The sequence below is a fragment of the Nocardiopsis sp. NPDC007018 genome (assembly GCF_040635075.1).
GTDB lineage: Bacteria > Actinomycetota > Actinomycetes > Streptosporangiales > Streptosporangiaceae > Nocardiopsis.
The window spans coordinates 98,967-114,752 of sequence record NZ_JBEYHA010000015.1 but is presented as its reverse complement, the minus strand read 5'-3'; the positions used below and the strand labels follow the sequence as shown (position 1 = coordinate 114,752).

At 70.5% G+C, this 15,786-nt stretch carries 14 protein-coding genes; 5 read left to right on the top strand and 9 right to left on the bottom strand.

Going from position 1 to position 15,786, the window contains the following annotated elements; genetic code table 11:
• Nucleotides 1-35 precede the first annotated feature (35 nt).
• A complete protein-coding gene (locus ABZ635_RS11235) occupies nucleotides 36-1,148 on the bottom strand; it encodes a polyprenyl synthetase family protein (RefSeq protein ID WP_357762503.1) in 1,113 nt (370 codons plus the stop codon).
• 171 nt (nucleotides 1,149-1,319) lie between these two features.
• Between ABZ635_RS11235 and ABZ635_RS11230 the strand changes: the two genes are divergently transcribed.
• The 3 genes from ABZ635_RS11230 (at nucleotide 1,320) to ABZ635_RS11220 (ending at nucleotide 4,209) form a co-directional block, all read left to right on the top strand.
• On the top strand, nucleotides 1,320-1,829 hold the full coding sequence (locus ABZ635_RS11230) for a MarR family transcriptional regulator (protein WP_357762444.1): 510 nt from the start codon (nucleotides 1,320-1,322) through the stop codon (nucleotides 1,827-1,829).
• A 247-nt stretch (nucleotides 1,830-2,076) separates the two neighbouring features.
• On the top strand, nucleotides 2,077-3,678 hold the full coding sequence (locus tag ABZ635_RS11225; protein ID WP_357762500.1) for a BCCT family transporter: 1,602 nt from the start codon (nucleotides 2,077-2,079) through the stop codon (nucleotides 3,676-3,678).
• A 45-nt stretch (nucleotides 3,679-3,723) separates the two neighbouring features.
• The gene (locus tag ABZ635_RS11220) at nucleotides 3,724-4,209 is read left to right on the top strand and encodes an Hsp20/alpha crystallin family protein (protein ID WP_357762441.1); all 486 of its coding nucleotides are present in this window, start codon (nucleotides 3,724-3,726) and stop codon (nucleotides 4,207-4,209) included.
• Between the two features lie 94 nt (nucleotides 4,210-4,303).
• On the opposite strand, the gene ABZ635_RS11215 is transcribed toward ABZ635_RS11220, so the two are convergent.
• From ABZ635_RS11215 to ABZ635_RS11200, 4 genes are all read right to left on the bottom strand, one after another.
• Nucleotides 4,304-5,638: a pitrilysin family protein gene (locus ABZ635_RS11215; RefSeq protein WP_357762439.1), complete on the bottom strand. Its 1,335-nt coding sequence runs from the start codon at nucleotides 5,636-5,638 to the stop codon at nucleotides 4,304-4,306.
• Nucleotides 5,639-5,751: 113 nt separating this feature from the next.
• A complete protein-coding gene (locus ABZ635_RS11210; protein ID WP_357762436.1) occupies nucleotides 5,752-8,064 on the bottom strand; it encodes a polyribonucleotide nucleotidyltransferase in 2,313 nt (770 codons plus the stop codon).
• A 285-nt stretch (nucleotides 8,065-8,349) separates the two neighbouring features.
• Complete coding sequence (gene rpsO / locus ABZ635_RS11205; RefSeq protein ID WP_017542637.1) at nucleotides 8,350-8,619, bottom strand: 30S ribosomal protein S15; 270 nt, start codon at nucleotides 8,617-8,619, stop codon at nucleotides 8,350-8,352.
• 252 nt (nucleotides 8,620-8,871) lie between these two features.
• On the bottom strand, nucleotides 8,872-9,819 hold the full coding sequence (locus tag ABZ635_RS11200; RefSeq protein WP_357762432.1) for a bifunctional riboflavin kinase/FAD synthetase: 948 nt from the start codon (nucleotides 9,817-9,819) through the stop codon (nucleotides 8,872-8,874).
• Nucleotides 9,820-10,097: 278 nt separating this feature from the next.
• Here ABZ635_RS11200 and ABZ635_RS11195 point away from each other — a divergent pair, with 278 nt between their 5' ends.
• Both ABZ635_RS11195 and ABZ635_RS11190 read left to right on the top strand, forming a co-directional pair.
• On the top strand, nucleotides 10,098-10,388 hold the full coding sequence (locus ABZ635_RS11195; protein ID WP_357762429.1) for a hypothetical protein: 291 nt from the start codon (nucleotides 10,098-10,100) through the stop codon (nucleotides 10,386-10,388).
• The gene (locus tag ABZ635_RS11190; protein WP_357762427.1) at nucleotides 10,385-10,798 is read left to right on the top strand and encodes a PIN domain-containing protein; all 414 of its coding nucleotides are present in this window, start codon (nucleotides 10,385-10,387) and stop codon (nucleotides 10,796-10,798) included. The genes ABZ635_RS11195 and ABZ635_RS11190 overlap by 4 nt, the downstream gene beginning before the upstream one ends.
• On the opposite strand, the gene truB is transcribed toward ABZ635_RS11190, so the two are convergent.
• From truB to infB, 4 genes are all read right to left on the bottom strand, one after another.
• Entirely contained in the window at nucleotides 10,799-11,677 is an 879-nt protein-coding gene (gene truB / locus ABZ635_RS11185) for a tRNA pseudouridine(55) synthase TruB (protein ID WP_357762424.1), read from the bottom strand. It abuts the gene before it with no gap.
• 62 nt (nucleotides 11,678-11,739) lie between these two features.
• Nucleotides 11,740-12,180 carry a 30S ribosome-binding factor RbfA gene (gene rbfA, locus ABZ635_RS11180; RefSeq protein ID WP_357762422.1) on the bottom strand — a complete coding sequence of 147 codons (441 nt, stop codon included), beginning with the start codon at nucleotides 12,178-12,180 and terminating at the stop codon, nucleotides 11,740-11,742.
• A gap of 2 nt (nucleotides 12,181-12,182) precedes the next feature.
• Nucleotides 12,183-12,479, bottom strand: coding sequence for a DUF503 domain-containing protein (locus tag ABZ635_RS11175; RefSeq protein ID WP_357762419.1), 297 nt, complete (start codon nucleotides 12,477-12,479; stop codon nucleotides 12,183-12,185).
• Nucleotides 12,480-12,565: 86 nt separating this feature from the next.
• Nucleotides 12,566-15,637, bottom strand: coding sequence for a translation initiation factor IF-2 (infB, locus tag ABZ635_RS11170; protein ID WP_357762416.1), 3,072 nt, complete (start codon nucleotides 15,635-15,637; stop codon nucleotides 12,566-12,568).
• Between the last annotated feature and the right edge of the window lie 149 nt (nucleotides 15,638-15,786).

Below are 15,786 nucleotides of genomic sequence, written 5' to 3'. Positions count from 1 at the left end.
CGCGGTCACGTTCTCGGGTCCCTTCTGCGCGGTGGTCACGTGCGGGCGGCGGTGTCGGCGAAGCGGTGCAGTCCGTCGGCGACGGCCGGGTCGAGGTCGAGCGAGCGCAGGCGTTCCCGCCCGCGCTCGGCGAGGCGGCGGCACCGGCGCCTCACCTCCTCACGGGCGCCGACGCGGTCGAGGGCGGCGGCCGTCTCCTCGGGGTCGACCCGGTTCGAGGGGTGGCCGACCCGGGAGAACAGGTCCTGGGCCGCGGTGTCCCCCGCCTCCCCCGCCAACCGGACCCCGCTGGCCAGGAGCAGGGTGCTCTTGCCCTCCCGCAGGTCCTCGAAGGCCCGCTTCCCGGTGCGGTCGGGTGCTCCGAAGGCGTCCCGGAGGTCGTCCCGGAGCTGGAAGGCCACGCCCACGTCGGTTCCGTAGGCTCGCAGCGCCGACACCGTCGACGCGTCGGCCCCCGCCATCGCGGCCCCCATGTGCAGGGGGCGCTCGACGGTGTAGGTGGCGGTCTTGAGCCGGTCGATGCGCACCGCGGTCTCCTCGGAGCGGTCGCCGAGGGCCTGGGCGGTGAGGTCGAGGAACTGCCCGGCGACGACCTCGGTGCGCATGTCCCGCCACACCGCGTGGGCCGCCGCCCCGGTGGACAGGGCGGCGAGGGACTCGTGGAGCAGGTCGTCGGCCCAGAGCACGGCGAGGTCGCCGACCAGGACGGCCAGGGACTCCCCGTAGCGGCGCGCGTCCCCGCGCATCCCGCGCTGCCGGTGCCGGGCCGTGTACACGGCGTGGAACGACGGGGCACCGCGTCGGAGCGGCGCGGCGTCCATGACGTCGTCGTGGGCGAGGGCGAAGGTCTGGAGGACCTCCAGGGCCGAACAGGCGCGCAGGGCCGCGCGGGCCCCGCGCCCCGTGGCGGCGCCTCCCCCCGCGAGCCAGCCCCACCAGGCCAGGACCGAGCGCAGACCCTTGCCGCCGTGCAGCGTGAACGCGGCCATCCGCTCGCAGAGTTCCGTCGCGAACTCCCCGTCGGCCGCACCCGCGTCGGCGACCCGTTCCGCGAGGTAGGCGGCCAACTGGTCCCGTACCGCGTCCCGAACCCCGCCGAAGTCGGCGGGCAGGGGTTCCTCCCGTGTGTCAGCTGGCGAGACGGTGATGGCCACCCCCGGTGAGTGTCCGATTTTTCGTCAAATACCTTGGAAACAAAGCATCTTGCTAAGGCGATCATTTCATGTGGCCCCCTCCGGGGCCACGCGACACTTGGAGGGCGTCCTAGACTCGGACGACGGGTGGCCGGAGGGACCGTTCACCGAGCGGTAGGGAGACCCATGGACACCGTGCCCAACACCGAGCCCTCACAGAAGGCGCTCGGACACGGCCACGGTCCCCGCACCCGCGAGGAGCTGTACGAGGCCCTTCAGGGCGACGGGCAACAGCTCGCCGTACGCCTGGTCCGCCTCCTGCACCGCATGGCCGACCGCTCCGGGATGAACCCCACCGACTTCCAGTGCTTCACGCTCCTGCGCGTGACCGGCACCATGACCCCCGGTGAGATCGCCGACAGCCTCTGTCTGTCCACCGGTTCCGTGACCGGTGTGGTGGACCGGCTCGAGGCCCACGGACTGGTCGAGCGCGCACCCCACCCGCTGGACCGGCGCAAGATCGCCGTCCGGCTCCTGGACGGCGCCGAGGGCGCTCTGCGCAGTCCCCTCCCCGGGATACGCCAGGCCATGACCGACCTGCACTCCGTCTACTCCGAGCGGGAGCTGGAGGTGATCGCGGACTGGCTGGACCGTACCGGAGCCGTCCTCGACCACCTCGTCGAACCACGGGACTGACCCCGGCCGCCGTTCCGCGCCCCGGCCCGCTCCGCCCTCGCGCCCCACCCGGCCGCAGGAGCCCACAACCGACATGGCACACCCTGACGGAAACTCTCCGCAATGTGACGGTTGCTTTACTACCCGGGACGAAAGCCTCTACCATCCCACGGGACATGTCAGCAGCCGGTGGCAGGAACCGGCACTCCAACCCCCGTAGTTTCAGTGGGGCTGGGAAGGAGCAACCATCTCATCCCTGCGCACGTACATAAAAGAAAAGACGAACCCGACGGTCTTCGGCGTCTCGGGCCTGGTGATCATCGCCTTCATCGTCATGGGCGTGGCGTTCACCGGCCCGCTGCTCGCGGCCACCGAGACGACCCGCAACTGGATCGGTGAGCGGATCGGCTGGATCTACGTCCTGGCGACGGTGTTCTTCGTGGGCACCGCCGTCTTCCTCATGCTGAGCCGCTACGGCAACATCCGGCTGGGCCCGGACGACTCACGGCCCGAGTTCAGCACGCTGGCATGGTTCGCGATGCTCTTCACCACGGGCATGGGCATCGGCCTGGTGTTCTGGGGCGTGGCCGAGCCCATCGAGCACCTGCACTGGCCGCGCGACGCCGCGCTGAACCCCGACTCCGAGGGTGTCCCCCAGCCCGAGGCCGCCTCGGAGTCGCTGGCGCTCACCTTCTTCCACTGGGGGTTCCACCCCTGGGCCGTCTACATCGCCCTCGGCCTCTCCCTGGGATACTTCGCCTACCGCAAGGGCCTCCCCCTGCGACCGGCGTCCGCGCTCTACCCGCTGCTCGGCGACCGCGCGTTCGGCTGGCCCGGCAACATCGTCGACATCCTCGCGGTGTTCGGCACGATGTTCGGCCTCGCCACGTCACTGGGGCTGGGCACGCTCCAGATCAACGGCGGGCTCACCGAGATGTTCGGGGTCCCGAACAACCCGCTGGTCCAGACCGTCATCATCGCGGTGATCTCGGCCGTGGCGCTCTTCAGCGTGCTGTCGGGCATCGACAAGGGCCTGCGGCGCCTGTCGGTGATCAACCTGTGGCTGGCCTTCATCCTGCTGGCCTTCGTGTTCCTGGTCGGCCCCAAGCTGTGGATCATCGCGAGTACCACCACCGCGACCGGCGAGTACCTGAGCAACCTAGTCTCCTGGAGCCTGTCCTTCCCCAGCCCCCGCGTCGAGCCGCAGGCCGCCGCCTGGACCCAGGCGTGGACGGTCTTCTACTGGGGCTGGTGGATCTCCTGGGCGCCGTTCGTCGGCATCTTCCTGGCCCGCATCTCGTACGGACGCACCATCCGCGAGTTCGTGATCGGCGCCCTGTTCGCACCGACCGCCGTCTGCGTCCTGTGGTTCGGCGTCTTCGGCGGCTCCGGTCTCTTCTACAACCTGTCGGGCCGGGCCAACTTCGTCGAGGGCGACGAGGCCGACGCCGCGTTCACCCTGTTGGACGCCCTGCCCATCTCCGGTGTGGTGGCCGTCATCGCGGCCGTGTGGCTGCTGGCCGTCGTGGCGATCTTCTTCATCACCTCGGCGGACTCCGGCTCCCTGGTCGTGGACATGCTGACCAACGGAGGCGCCCGCAACCCGAGCCGCTTCCAGCGCGGCTTCTGGGCGGTCTGCCTGGGCGCCGTCACCTGGATTCTCCTGGTGGCGGGAGGCGACGACGCGCTGTCGGCGCTCCAGGCGGCCTCGGTCATCACCGGCCTACCGTTCGCGGTGATCCTGCTGTTCATGGCGGTGGGCCTGTTCAAGGGTCTGGCCAGCGAACGCGCGCCGGGCGAACCGAAGAGGGCCCGGGCCGAGGACCGCCCCCGCTCCGGGGACGGTCACGGTCACGGTGGAATGCACTAGGTCCGTCGGACCGACCGACACCGACGTCGAACTGAGGAGGTAACGGTGGCACCCAAGAGGTTCAGCAACCCCTTCCACGGGGTGGTGGACATGATCACCGAGATGAACAGGATGTCGGACACGATCTCCACCATCGAGACGACCCAGGTCGGTGAGCGGGAACGCACGTTCGCCGACGCCTGGAGCCCGTCCACGGACATCCTCGCCAAGGGGAACGACCTCGTCATCCGGGCCGAGCTGCCCGGCGTGAACGAGACCGACGTCTCCGTCAGCCTGACCCACGGCGTGCTCGTCATCAGCGGTGAGCGCCACCGCGAGGAGGAGGACACCACGATCTACTACACGTCCGAACGCTTCATGGGTTCGTTCCGGCGTGAGATCAGCCTGCCCGAGGGCATCGAGGACGAGGACGTGGAGGCGGCCTTCGGCGACGGCCTCCTGGAGGTCGTCGTCCACGGCGGCGCGCACACCGGCGGCCCGCGCCAGATCGCGATCAAGAAGCGCGGTCGGCCCCGGGGGCGCCCGCTGTAGGCGTCGGCGCACGTCACCGTACACGGGGAGCCCGTGACCGGCCCCGGTCACGGGCTCCCCGTTCGCGTCCCCGGACCCGCCGGGGAGCGGAGCCTCAGAACACCCGGTCGGCCGTGTACGGGCCGATCACCGCGAGCGCCCTCGGGCGGGACAGGAGTTCGGCCGCGACCGCGGCCACGTCCTCCAGGGTGACGGCGTCGAACCGGGCCAGGTCCTCGTCGATGGAGAAGTGGCGCGGCTGGGTGAGCTCGTGCGCGAGCAGGCGCCCCATCCGGGCGTTGGTGCCCTCGCTGCCGAGCACCATGGCCCCCTGGATCTGTCCCTTGGCTCGGGCCAGCTCCTCCGGGGAGATCCCGGACGCGGCGACCTTGGCCAGCTCGTCGCGGCAGACTCCGACGACCTCGTCGGCCTTCTCCGGCAGGCAGCCCGCGTAGATCTGGAACGTACCGGTGTCCGCGTAGGCCGTGTGGTAGGCGTGCACCGCGTAGGCCAGACCGCGCTTCTCACGCACCTCCTGGAAGAGGCGGGACGACATGCCGCCGCCCAGGGCGGCGCTGAGCAGGCGCAGGGCGTGCCAGCGCGGATCGGTGCGGGTCAGCCCCTCCGAACCCAGGATGATGTGCGCCTGCTCGGTCTCACGCGGCTGCACGACCGTGCCGCCGAACGTGCGCACCGGCTCCCCGGCCCCGCGCGGACGCGAGGGGCGGGCGTCACCGGCCGCCGCGAGGCGGTCGGCGAACATGGCCCGGACCTGCTCCACCACGGTGTCGTGGTCCAGGCTGCCCGCCGCCGTCACGATGAGCTCGGAGGGGACGTAGGCGTCCCGGTACTGCTCGGCGATGCGCTCCCGCGACAGCGCGCGGATCGTGTCGGTGGTGCCCAGGATCGGGCGGCCCAGCGGGGTGTCGCCGAAGAAGTGCTCCGCGAAGACGTCGTCCACCAGGTCGGCGGGCTCGTCCTCGTACATGGCGATCTCCTCCAGGATCACGCCGCGCTCGGTCTCCACCTCGCCCTCGTCCAGCACCGAGTTGGCGACCATGTCGCCCACCACGTCCACCGCGAGCGGCAGGTCCCGGTCCAGGACCTTCGCGTAGTAGCAGGTGTGCTCCTTGGTGGTGTAGGCGTTGTGGTCGGCGCCCACCCCGTCCAGGAGCGCGGAGATCTCCAGAGCAGAACGGGTCCCGGTCCCCTTGAAGAGCAGGTGCTCCAGGAAGTGCGCCGACCCCGCGTGCGCGGAGTCCTCGTCACGGGAGCCGGTGGTCGCCGAGATCCCGAAGGCGGCGGAACGCCCCCCGGGAACGTTCTCGGTGACCACGCGCAGGCCGCCGGGCAGCACCGACCGGCGCACCAGGCCGGAGCCGCCGTCCGGCTCCAGCAGCGTGACGGTGGTACCCGGCTCCTGCTCGGCGGCGATGGGGACAGAACTCATGAATCCTTCTTCTTCGCGTCGGGACGTCCAGCAGAGCATACGCCCCGGGACGACGGCGGGGCGGCCGCGTCGTGCAGACGCGACCGCCCCGTACAGGGTCACACAGGTGTGGATCAGGTGTTCTCGGAACGCCCGCCCGAGCTGCGACGACGGCGGCGGCGCGGGGCCTCGGCCTTGTCGTCGCCCTTGTCGGAGTCCTCGTCCGGGGCCGCGGGGGCCTCGGCCTTCTCGGACTTGTCCGTCTTGGCGGCGGCCTCGGACTCCACCACCTCGACCGGCACCAGGGAGAGCTTCCCGCGGTCGTCGATCTCGCGGATCTCGACCTGGATCTTCTCGCCGATGCCGATCACGTCGTCGAGGTTCTCGATGCGCTGGCCGCCGTGCAGCTTGCGGATCTGCGAGATGTGCAGCAGACCGTCCTTGCCGGGCAGCAGCGAGACGAACGCGCCGAAGGCGGTCGTCTTGACGACGGTGCCCAGGTAGCGGTCGCCCACCTCGGGCATGGTCGGGTTCGCGATCTGGTTGATCGTGTCCCGGGCCGCCTCGGCGGAGGGGCCGTCGGTGGCACCGATGTAGATGGTGCCGTCGTCCTCGATCGAGATGTCCGCGCCGGTGTCGTCCTGGATCGAGTTGATCATCTTGCCCTTCGGGCCGATGACCTCGCCGATCTTCTCGACGGGCACCTTGACGGTGAGGATGCGCGGAGCGTTCGGGCTCATCTCGGCCGGACGCTCGATGGCCTCCTGCATGACGTCGAGGATGGCCAGACGGGCGCCGCGGGCCTGCTGGAGCGCCAGGGCCAGCTGCTCGGCGGGGATGCCGTCGAGCTTGGTGTCCAGCTGGAGCGCCGTGATGAGCTCACGGGTACCGGCGACCTTGAAGTCCATGTCGCCGAAGGCGTCCTCGGCACCGAGGATGTCGGTCAGCGTGACGAACTGGTCGCCCTCGCTGATCAGACCCATGGCGATACCGGACACCATCTCCTTCAGGGGCACACCGGCCGCCATCAGGGACATGGTGGAGGCGCAGACCGAACCCATCGAGGTGGAGCCGTTGGACCCGAGGGCCTCGGACACCTGGCGGATGGCGTACGGGAACTCCTCGCGGGCGGGCAGGACGGGCAGCAGGGCCCGCTCGGCCAGGGCGCCGTGCCCGATCTCGCGCCGCTTGGGCGAGCCCACCCGACCGGTCTCACCGGTGGAGTAGGGCGGGAAGTTGTAGTTGTGCATGTAGCGCTTGGTCTTGTCCGGGTTGAGCGTGTCAACCGTCTGCTCCATGCGCAGCATGTTCAGCGTGGTGACACCCATGATCTGGGTCTCGCCGCGCTCGAACAGGGCCGAACCGTGCACGCGGGGCAGGATGCCCACCTCGGCGCTCAGCTGGCGGATGTCCTTGGGACCGCGACCGTCGATACGGACCTGGTCGCGCAGGACGCGCTCACGCATGAGCTGCTTGCTGAGGCTGCGGAAGGCGGCGCTGACCTCCTTCTCGCGACCCTCGAAGTCCTCGGCCAGCTTCTCGGCGGCCGACGCCTTGATCTTGTCGAGCTCGGCCTCGCGGTCCTGCTTGTCCGCGATGGTGAGAGCCTTGGCGAGCTCCTCGCGCACGGCCCCCTCGACGGCGGCGTAGGCGTCGTCCTCGTAGTCGAGGAAGATCGGGAAGTCACCCTGCTCACGGCTGGCCTGGTCGGCGACGGCCTGCTGGGCCTTGCACAGCACCTTGATGAAGGGCTTGGCGGCCTCGAGGCCCTCGGCGACGGTCTGCTCGTTGGGGCCGACGGCGCCCTCGGCGACCAGCTTCAGGGTCTGGGTGGTGGACTCCGCCTCGACCATCATGATCGCGACGTCGCCGTCCTCCAGGACACGGCCGGCGACGACCATGTCGAAGGTGGCGCCCTCGAGCTCACCGTGGGTCGGGAAGCCGACCCACTGGCCGTCGATCAGCGCGACGCGGACGCCGCCGATCGGGCCGGAGAAGGGAAGGCCGGCGATCTGCGTGGACATCGAGGCCGCGTTGATGGCGACGACGTCGTACAGGTGCTCGGGGTGCAGCGACAGGATCGTCTCGACGATCTGGATCTCGTTGCGCAGGCCCTTCTTGAAGGAGGGGCGCAGCGGACGGTCGATCAGACGGCAGGTGAGGATGGCGTCCTCGGAAGGACGGCCCTCACGCCGGAAGAAGGAGCCGGGGATGCGGCCCGCGGCATACATGCGCTCCTCGACGTCCACCGTCAGGGGGAAGAAGTCGAGGTTCTCCTTGGGGCGCTTCGAGGCGGTGGTCGCCGACAGGACGACGGTCTCGTCGTCCAGGTAGACCGTGGCCGAACCAGCGGCCTGACGGGCCAGGCGGCCGGTCTCGAAGCGGATGGTGCGGGTGCCGAACTTGCCGTTGTCGATGACGGCCTCGGCCGAGTAAACGCCCTCCATGGGCGACCTCCTGTTACACGTTGCGGGCGCGGCGCCCGGACCCGACGGCCCGCGGCGCGGCGATGTTCTGCCCGTGTCGTGCCCCGGAAGGTGATGACGGCCGGTCATCGATCGAAGCCCACGGCACGCCCGAGACGGGCGGTGTCCGGAGACCACTACCGAGGACCGACCCCTGGGTCCGGGTGGCGGCACGGGTGGTGCGGGTGGCGTCCTGTCCCGGACACCACTCTGGTCACACCTTACTAACAAAGAGGGAGCGGCCGAGGCCACTCCCTCCCGAAAGACCTAGCGGCGCAGGCCCAGACGCTCGATGAGCGAGCGGTAGCGGGTGATGTCCTGCTTGGCCACGTACTTGAGCAGACGGCGGCGACGGCCGACCATCAGGAGCAGGCCACGACGGCTGTGGTGGTCGTGCTTGTGGTCCTTGAGGTGCTCGGTGAGCTCGGTGATGCGGTGCGTGAGCAGCGCGATCTGGACCTCGGGGGAGCCGGTGTCACCTTCGACGGTGGCGTACTCGGCGATGATCTTTTCCTTGGTGGCGGTGTCGATCGACACGACGCTCCTTCATTGAGAAGTCGGTACGCAGGGCGAACCCCGGTACGTGACAGGGTTCAGACGCGACGACCGCGCGTACGAGCAGTCGCCGTCGCGTGTGGTGCGCGCGGCCCGCCGCCGATGGCGTGGGTACGCCGCGCTCCCGCCGAGTCCGCCCCCGAAGGGACGCACCTCGCTGCGGGCACACGTGGACGGACCCACCCTACAGCAGGCGGAGCGGGCTCGGGACCCGGTTCCGGGGTGACGGCGGCCTCAGGACACTCCCAGGACCTCGCGGCAGCGATCCACGTCACGGCGCATCGCCGCGATGAGGGCGTCGATGTCGTCGAAGCGCTCCTGACCCCGGATGCGCGCCGTGAAGTCGACCGCCATGCGCAGGCCGTACAGGTCCAGGTCGTCGCGGTCCAGGGCGTAGGCCTCCACGGTGCGCTCGGCACCGTCGAAGGTGGGGTTGGTGCCCACGGAGATCGCCGCGGGCCAGCGCGACTCGTGCCCCGGCACCGGCTCGAGCCGGGTCAGCCACCCCGCGTACACGCCGTCGCCGGGAACGGCGGTGTCGGGGGGCAGGTCGGCGTTCGCGGTGGGGAACCCGAGGAGTTCACGTCCTCGCGCGGCGCCGTGCACGATCTCCCCCGAGACCCGGTGCGGACGCCCCAGGAGTGCGGCGGCGGCGGCCACGTCCCCCTCGTCCAACAGGGCCCGCACCCGGGTGGAGGTGATGGTGTCGCCGTCCGCGACCAGGCGCACGCCGTCGGCGGTGAAGTCGAGCTTCTCCCCCAGTTCCGCGAGCACGGTGACGTCTCCGGCCGCCCGGTGCCCGAACCGGAAGTCCTCACCGACCACCACGGCGGCGGCGCCGAGCCGGTCGGAGAGCACGCGCCGGGCGAACTCCTCGGGAGCGAGGGCGGACAGCGCCTCGTCGAAGGGCAGGACGCACACGGCGTCGACTCCGAGCGGTTCCATGAGTTCCACCCGGCGCTCCACCGGGGTCAGGACCGCCGGGGTGGTCCCGCGCAGTACCCGCTCGGGGTGCGGGTCGAAGGTGACCGCGACCACCGGAAGGCCGAGCCGGTCGGCGCGGGCGCGCGCGGCGGCCAGGATCGCCCGGTGTCCTCGGTGCACGCCGTCGAAGACGCCCACCGCCACCACGGACCGCCCCCAGTCGGAGGGGATGTCCCCCAGCCCGTCCCATCGCAGCACGTTCGGTCCCCTTCGGTCACGTTGTCTCGGTCCACGTCAAGCCTGCCACGTCGCTCCCCCGCTTCCGCCACGCACCCGGGGCGCCCAGGCGGCCCCGTCGGAGAACTCGACCCCGATGTCCCGAGAAAGTCCGGGAAACCTTCGTGAAACCCACACACACCCAGTGACGCCTCGCCATCTTCGCCGAAGTGGACACACTGACATCGAACCTCCGCACGGAAGTCTGCATCCAGCCGCCCTTCGCATACGGCGGTGGCATGGCGGGTAGCATAAGTGTCATGAGTGGCACTACCAAGAAGTACTCCGTCACCCTTCCCGAGGACCTCGCCGAGGACGCGCGCTCCCGTAGCGGCGGATCTGGGCTCTCCGCCTACGTCACCAACGCGGTCAGACGTCAAGTGCAGCGCGACCAGCTGGCCGAGCTGGTCGGGACGCTGGAAGCTGAGAACGGCCCGGTCACGGACCAACGAATGAGTGAGATACGCGACGAGATGCGCCGGGCTCTGCGAGAGCAGGGAGTCAGCGCGTCCGATTCCGCGCAGAAAGAGAAAGAGAACGAGGCCGCGTGAGTTCCGCCCCCCACACCCCGGTCAGGTCCCTGGTTCTCGACAGCGAGGGTCTCGCCGGGGCCATCCGGAGAGACGGCCTGATCAGCGACTGGCTGGCCACCGCTCTCCGCGACGACATGACCGTTCTGACCAGCGCGGCCACGCTCGTGGAGACCGTGCATCCCGGGATCAAGCGTCCCGCGCTGGAATGGACCCTCTCCCGGATCGCCGTCGAACCGGTCACGGAACAGGTCGCGCGGGCAGCGTGCGCTCTGCTCTCCGAGGCGGGCCTTCACGGCCACAAGCACGCGATCGACGCCATGCTGTGTGCCACCGCGCTCCAGGCGGAGGGGCCCGCTGTCATCCTGACCTCTGATCCGGACGATCTCCTGGCCCTGTGCGCCGGTCGGGCCGCCGTCATCAAGATCTGATCAGGCCGGGGAGAACACCACGACCGGCTTCATGTGACCCGGGCGGTTCTCGCCCAGGGCGATCACCGAGCCGTCCGGGGCGAACAACCCCACCGGCCCCTCCCCCAGCGAGCTCTCACTGATCCGGTTGCCGTGGCGGATCGCCCTGGTCTCGGCCTCGTCCATGGTCCGCACCGGGAAGGCCGCGGCGACCGCGTGGGCCAGCGGCACCAGGGTGAACTCCGTGGCGAGCTGGTCGAGCGTGCGGGCCTGGGACAGGTCGTAGGGGCCCACGCGGTTGCGGCGCAGGGCCGTGAGGTGCCCGCCCACACCGAGGTCGGCGCCCATGTCGCGGGCGAGGGAACGGATGTAGGTACCGCTGGAACCGGTGATCACCGCGTCCACGTCGACGAAACCGTCCGGGGTGTGCCGGATCGCGGTCACGTCGAACTGGGAGACGGTGACCGTCCTCGCCTTGAGCGCGACCTCCTTGCCCTCGCGGGCCGACTTGTAGGCGCGCTTGCCGTCCACCTTGATCGCGCTGACCTGCGGCGGGACCTGCTGGATCGGGCCGGTGAGCTTCGCGACGGCCGCGTGTACACCGGCGTCGGTGACGGCGGACGCGTCCACCCGGGCACCGGGTTCGCCCTCGGCGTCGTCGGTGTTGGTGACTAGCCCGAGGCGGATCGTCGCCTCGTAGGTCTTCTCGGTCAGGGTCAGGTGACCGAGCAGCTTCGTGCCCTTCTCGATCCCCAGGACCAGGACACCGGTGGCCATCGGGTCCAGGGTGCCCGCGTGGCCCACCCTCCGGGTGCGCGCGAGCCCCCGGGTCTTCGCGACCACGTCGTGCGAGGTCCAGTCGGCGGGCTTGTCGACGACCACGACACCGCTGTCGGCCATGGGGTTCCTTCCGGAAGGGGAGAGAGGGGCGGCGACCGCTGCCGCCGCCCCGGGGTTGCTGGTTACTCGTCGTCCTCGTCGTCCTCACGAGGAGCCTTGTACGGGTCGGCTTCACCCGCGTGCCGGGCACCGGTGGCCCGCTGGGCCACCTCCTCGTCGGACTTGCGCGCCTCGACCAGCAGCTTCTCGATGTGCTGGGCGTTCTCCTGCACCTCGTCGATGACGAAGGTCAGGCTGGGCGTGTGACGGATACCGGTCTGGCGGCCGACCTCGCTGCGGATCACGCCCTTGGCGCTTTCCAGGGCGGCGGCGCTGGCCGCCTTCTCCTCAGGCGTGCCGAACACCGTGTAGTACACCGTGGCGTCCCGCAGGTCGGCGGTGATCCGGGCGTCGGTCACGGTGACGAAACCCAGGCGCGGGTCCTTGATGCGCCGGTCCAGCATCTCGGCGACGATCCGCTGGATACGGTCGGCGATCTTTCGCGCGCGTGCGGCGTCAACCATCGTCAGTCTTCCTCTTCGTTGAAGAGCCGCTGCCTCGCGGAGAGCAGCTCCAGTTCGGGACGGCCCGCGACGAAACGCTCGCAGGTGTCCATCTGGTCCCGGGCGTGGGCCGCGGTCGGCGCGACCACGGCCACCCCGATCCTGGCCCGACGGTAGAGGTCGTGTTCCCCGACCTCGGAGACCGACACCGAGAACTTCCGTCGTAGTTCGGCGATGACCGGCCGGACCAGCGAACGCTTCTGTTTGAGCGAGTGGACGTCTCCGAGGAGCACGTCCAGGGTCAGCGCCCCAACGTACAAATGATCACCTGTGGTGTTGTGTGAGCCGTCAAAGGCGGGGCCCCGGACAGGATCGTCCGGGGCCCCAGGTGGATCAGTCCTCGCGACTAGTCGCGGGGCTTCTCCTGCATCTCGTAGGTCTCGATGACGTCCTCGACCCGGATGTCGTTGTAACCGACACCGATACCGCACTCGAAGCCCTCGCGGACCTCGGTGGCGTCGTCCTTGAACCGGCGCAGCGACTCGACGTTGAGGTTCTCGGAGATGACCTTGCCCTCGCGGATGAGCCGTGCCTTGGTGTTGCGACGGATGAGACCGTCGCGGACGATGGCACCGGCGATGTTGCCGATCTTCGGCACCTTGAAGACCTCGCGGACCTCGGCGCTGCCGAGCTGGACCTCCTCGTAGATGGGCTTGAGGAGACCCTTGACCGCGGCCTCGACCTCGTCGATGGCCTGGTAGATGACCGAGTAGTACCGGATGTCGACGCCCATGCGGTCCGCCAGCTGGCTGTTCTTGCCCTCGGGCCGAACATTGAAGCCGACGATGATCGCGTCCGCGGACGACGCCAGGTTGATGTCGTTCTGCGTGATGGCACCGACGCCGCGTCCGATGATCCGGATGCTGACCTCGTCGCCACCGGCGTCGATCTTGAGCAGCGACTCCTCGAGCGCCTCGACCGAACCGGACATGTCGCCCTTGATGAGGAGGAGCAGCTCGGAGCGCTCGCCCTCCTTGATGGCCGACTGCCAGTTGTCGAGGGTGACCCGGCGGGCCGACTTCGCCTGCTGGGCGAAGCGCTCGCGCGCCTCGCGCTGCTGGGCGATCTGACGGGCCACGCGGTCGTCCTTGACGACCAGGAAGCTGTCACCGGCGCTGGGCACGTTGGTCAGACCCAGGACCTGGACCGGACGGGACGGCTCGGCCGACTGCACGTTGTCGCCGTGCTCGTCGAGCATGGCGCGAACGCGACCGAAGGCGTCGCCGCAGACGATGGAGTCACCGACGTTGAGCGTGCCGCGCTGGACCAGCACCGTGGCCATCGAACCGCGACCGCGGTCCAGGTAGGCCTCGATCGCCAGACCCTGGGCATCCATGTCCGGGTTGGCCTGGAGGTCCAGGGCCGCGTCGGACGTGAGGACGATCGACTCCAGCAGGGCGTCGATGTTGTCGCCCTTGAGCGCGGAGATGTCCACGAACTGGACGTCGCCGCCGTACTCCTCGGCCACGAGACCGTACTCGGTCAGCTGGGCGCGCACCCGCTGCGGGTCCGCTCCCTCGACGTCGATCTTGTTGACCGCGACCACGATCGGCACCTCGGCCGCCTTGGCGTGGTCGATAGCCTCGGCCGTCTGCGGCTTGACGCCGTCGTCGGCCGCCACGACCAGCACGGCGACGTCGGTGACCTTCGCACCACGGGCACGCATGGCGGTGAACGCCTCGTGACCGGGGGTGTCGATGAAGGTGATCTTGCGCTCTTCGCCGTCCACCTCGGTCGCGACCTGGTAGGCGCCGATGTGCTGGGTGATACCGCCGGCCTCGCCGCTGACGACGTTGGACTTGCGGATGGTGTCCAGCAGTCGCGTCTTACCGTGGTCGACGTGACCCATGACGGTGACCACGGGCGGGCGCGGACGCAGGTCGGCGTCGCCGCCCTCGTCCTCACCGAACTCGATGGAGAAGGACTCCAGCAGCTCGCGGTCCTCGTCCTCGGGGCTCACGACCTCGATCGTGTACTGCAGCTCCTCGCCGAGAAGCTGGAGCGTCTCGTCGGGCAGCGACTGGGTCGCGGTGACCATCTCGCCCAGGTGCATCATGACCTGGACCAGCGACGCCGGGTTGACGTCGATCTTGTCGCCGAAGTCCGAGAGCGAGGCGCCACGGGACAGGCGGATGACCTGGCCGTTGCCGCTCGGGATCTTGACGCCGCCGAAGGACGGGGCCTGGAGGTCGTTGAACTCCTGACGCCGCTGCTTCTTGGACTTGCGGGCACGCCCGGGACGCCCGCCCGGACGGCCGAACGCACCGGCCGTGCCGCCACCGCGACCACGGCCGCCGCCACCGGGACGACCACCGAAACCGCCGGGACGACCGCCGCCGCCACCGCCGCCGGGACGCGGACCCGCACCGGCGGGAGCGCCACCACGGCCACGGCCTCCGCCGCCACCGGGGCGACCGCCGCCGCCACCGCGACCGCCGGCCGGAGCGGCCGGGCGGGACGAGGGCATGTTCATCGGGCTGGGACGCGGACCGCCGGGACGCGGAGCGCCCGCACCGCCCGGTCGCGGAGCACCGCCACCGGGACGCGGAGCACCCGCGGCGCCACCGGGACGCGGGGCGCGCTGCTCGCCGCCGCCCTGCGGACCACCGGGACGGGGGCCCGGACGCGGGCCGCCGGCACCGCCGGGACGCGGAGCTCCGCCGCCCGGACGCGGAGCGCGCTGCTCGCCGCCGCCCTGCGGACCACCGGGACGGGGGCCCGGACGCGGGCCGCCGGCACCGCCGGGGCGCGGGGACGCGGGCTTGGAGCCCATGCCCGAGGCGTTGGACGCGAACGGGTTGTTGCCCGGACGCGGGCCCGGACGGGGACCGCCGGGACGCGGGCCGCGGCCGCCGTCGCGACCACCCTCGCGGCCGCCGGAACGCTCCGGGCGCTCACCGCGCTGGGGACGGTCGCCACGGGCGCCCTGGGCGCCGCCCGGCTTGGGGCCGCCGGGGCGCGGGGCCTCGCCGCGGGCAGCCCTCGGAGCCGGCTTGGGGCCGGGCTTGGGAGCGGACTCGGGCCGCTCGGCGGGCTGCTCGAAATGCGGGACCGCGGGCTTGTCCACCGGCGCGGCGGGCTTCTCCACCGGCGCGGCGGGCTTCTCGGCCTTGGGCGCCGCGGGACGCGCGGCGGGGCCGGGCTTGGGACCCGGCTTGGGCGCGGGGCCGGGCTTGGGAGCCGCGGGACGCGCCGCACCTTCGGCGGGCTTGGCGGCGGGGCCCGGCTTGGGGGCTCCGCCCTTCTTGCCGCCGTCGGAACCGTTGTTGAAAGCTTCCTGCAGGCGTCGAACGACGGGGGCCTCTATCGTCGAGGACGCCGATCGGACGAATTCGCCCATCTCGTTGAGCTTGGCCAGCACGGCCTTGCTCTCTACACCGAACTCCTTGGCGAGTTCGTACACCCGGACCTTCGCCACACTTCTCCTTCAGCTTCGGTCCGGGACATGGGCTTGTGCCGGACCGTCGTTAGCTTGAGTTACTCATCGCTGCGTACTCATCAGGCGCTCATCGCAATCTCGACCTGCTTCCTCATCGCTACACAACAATGGGCCAGCTCATCCGTGCC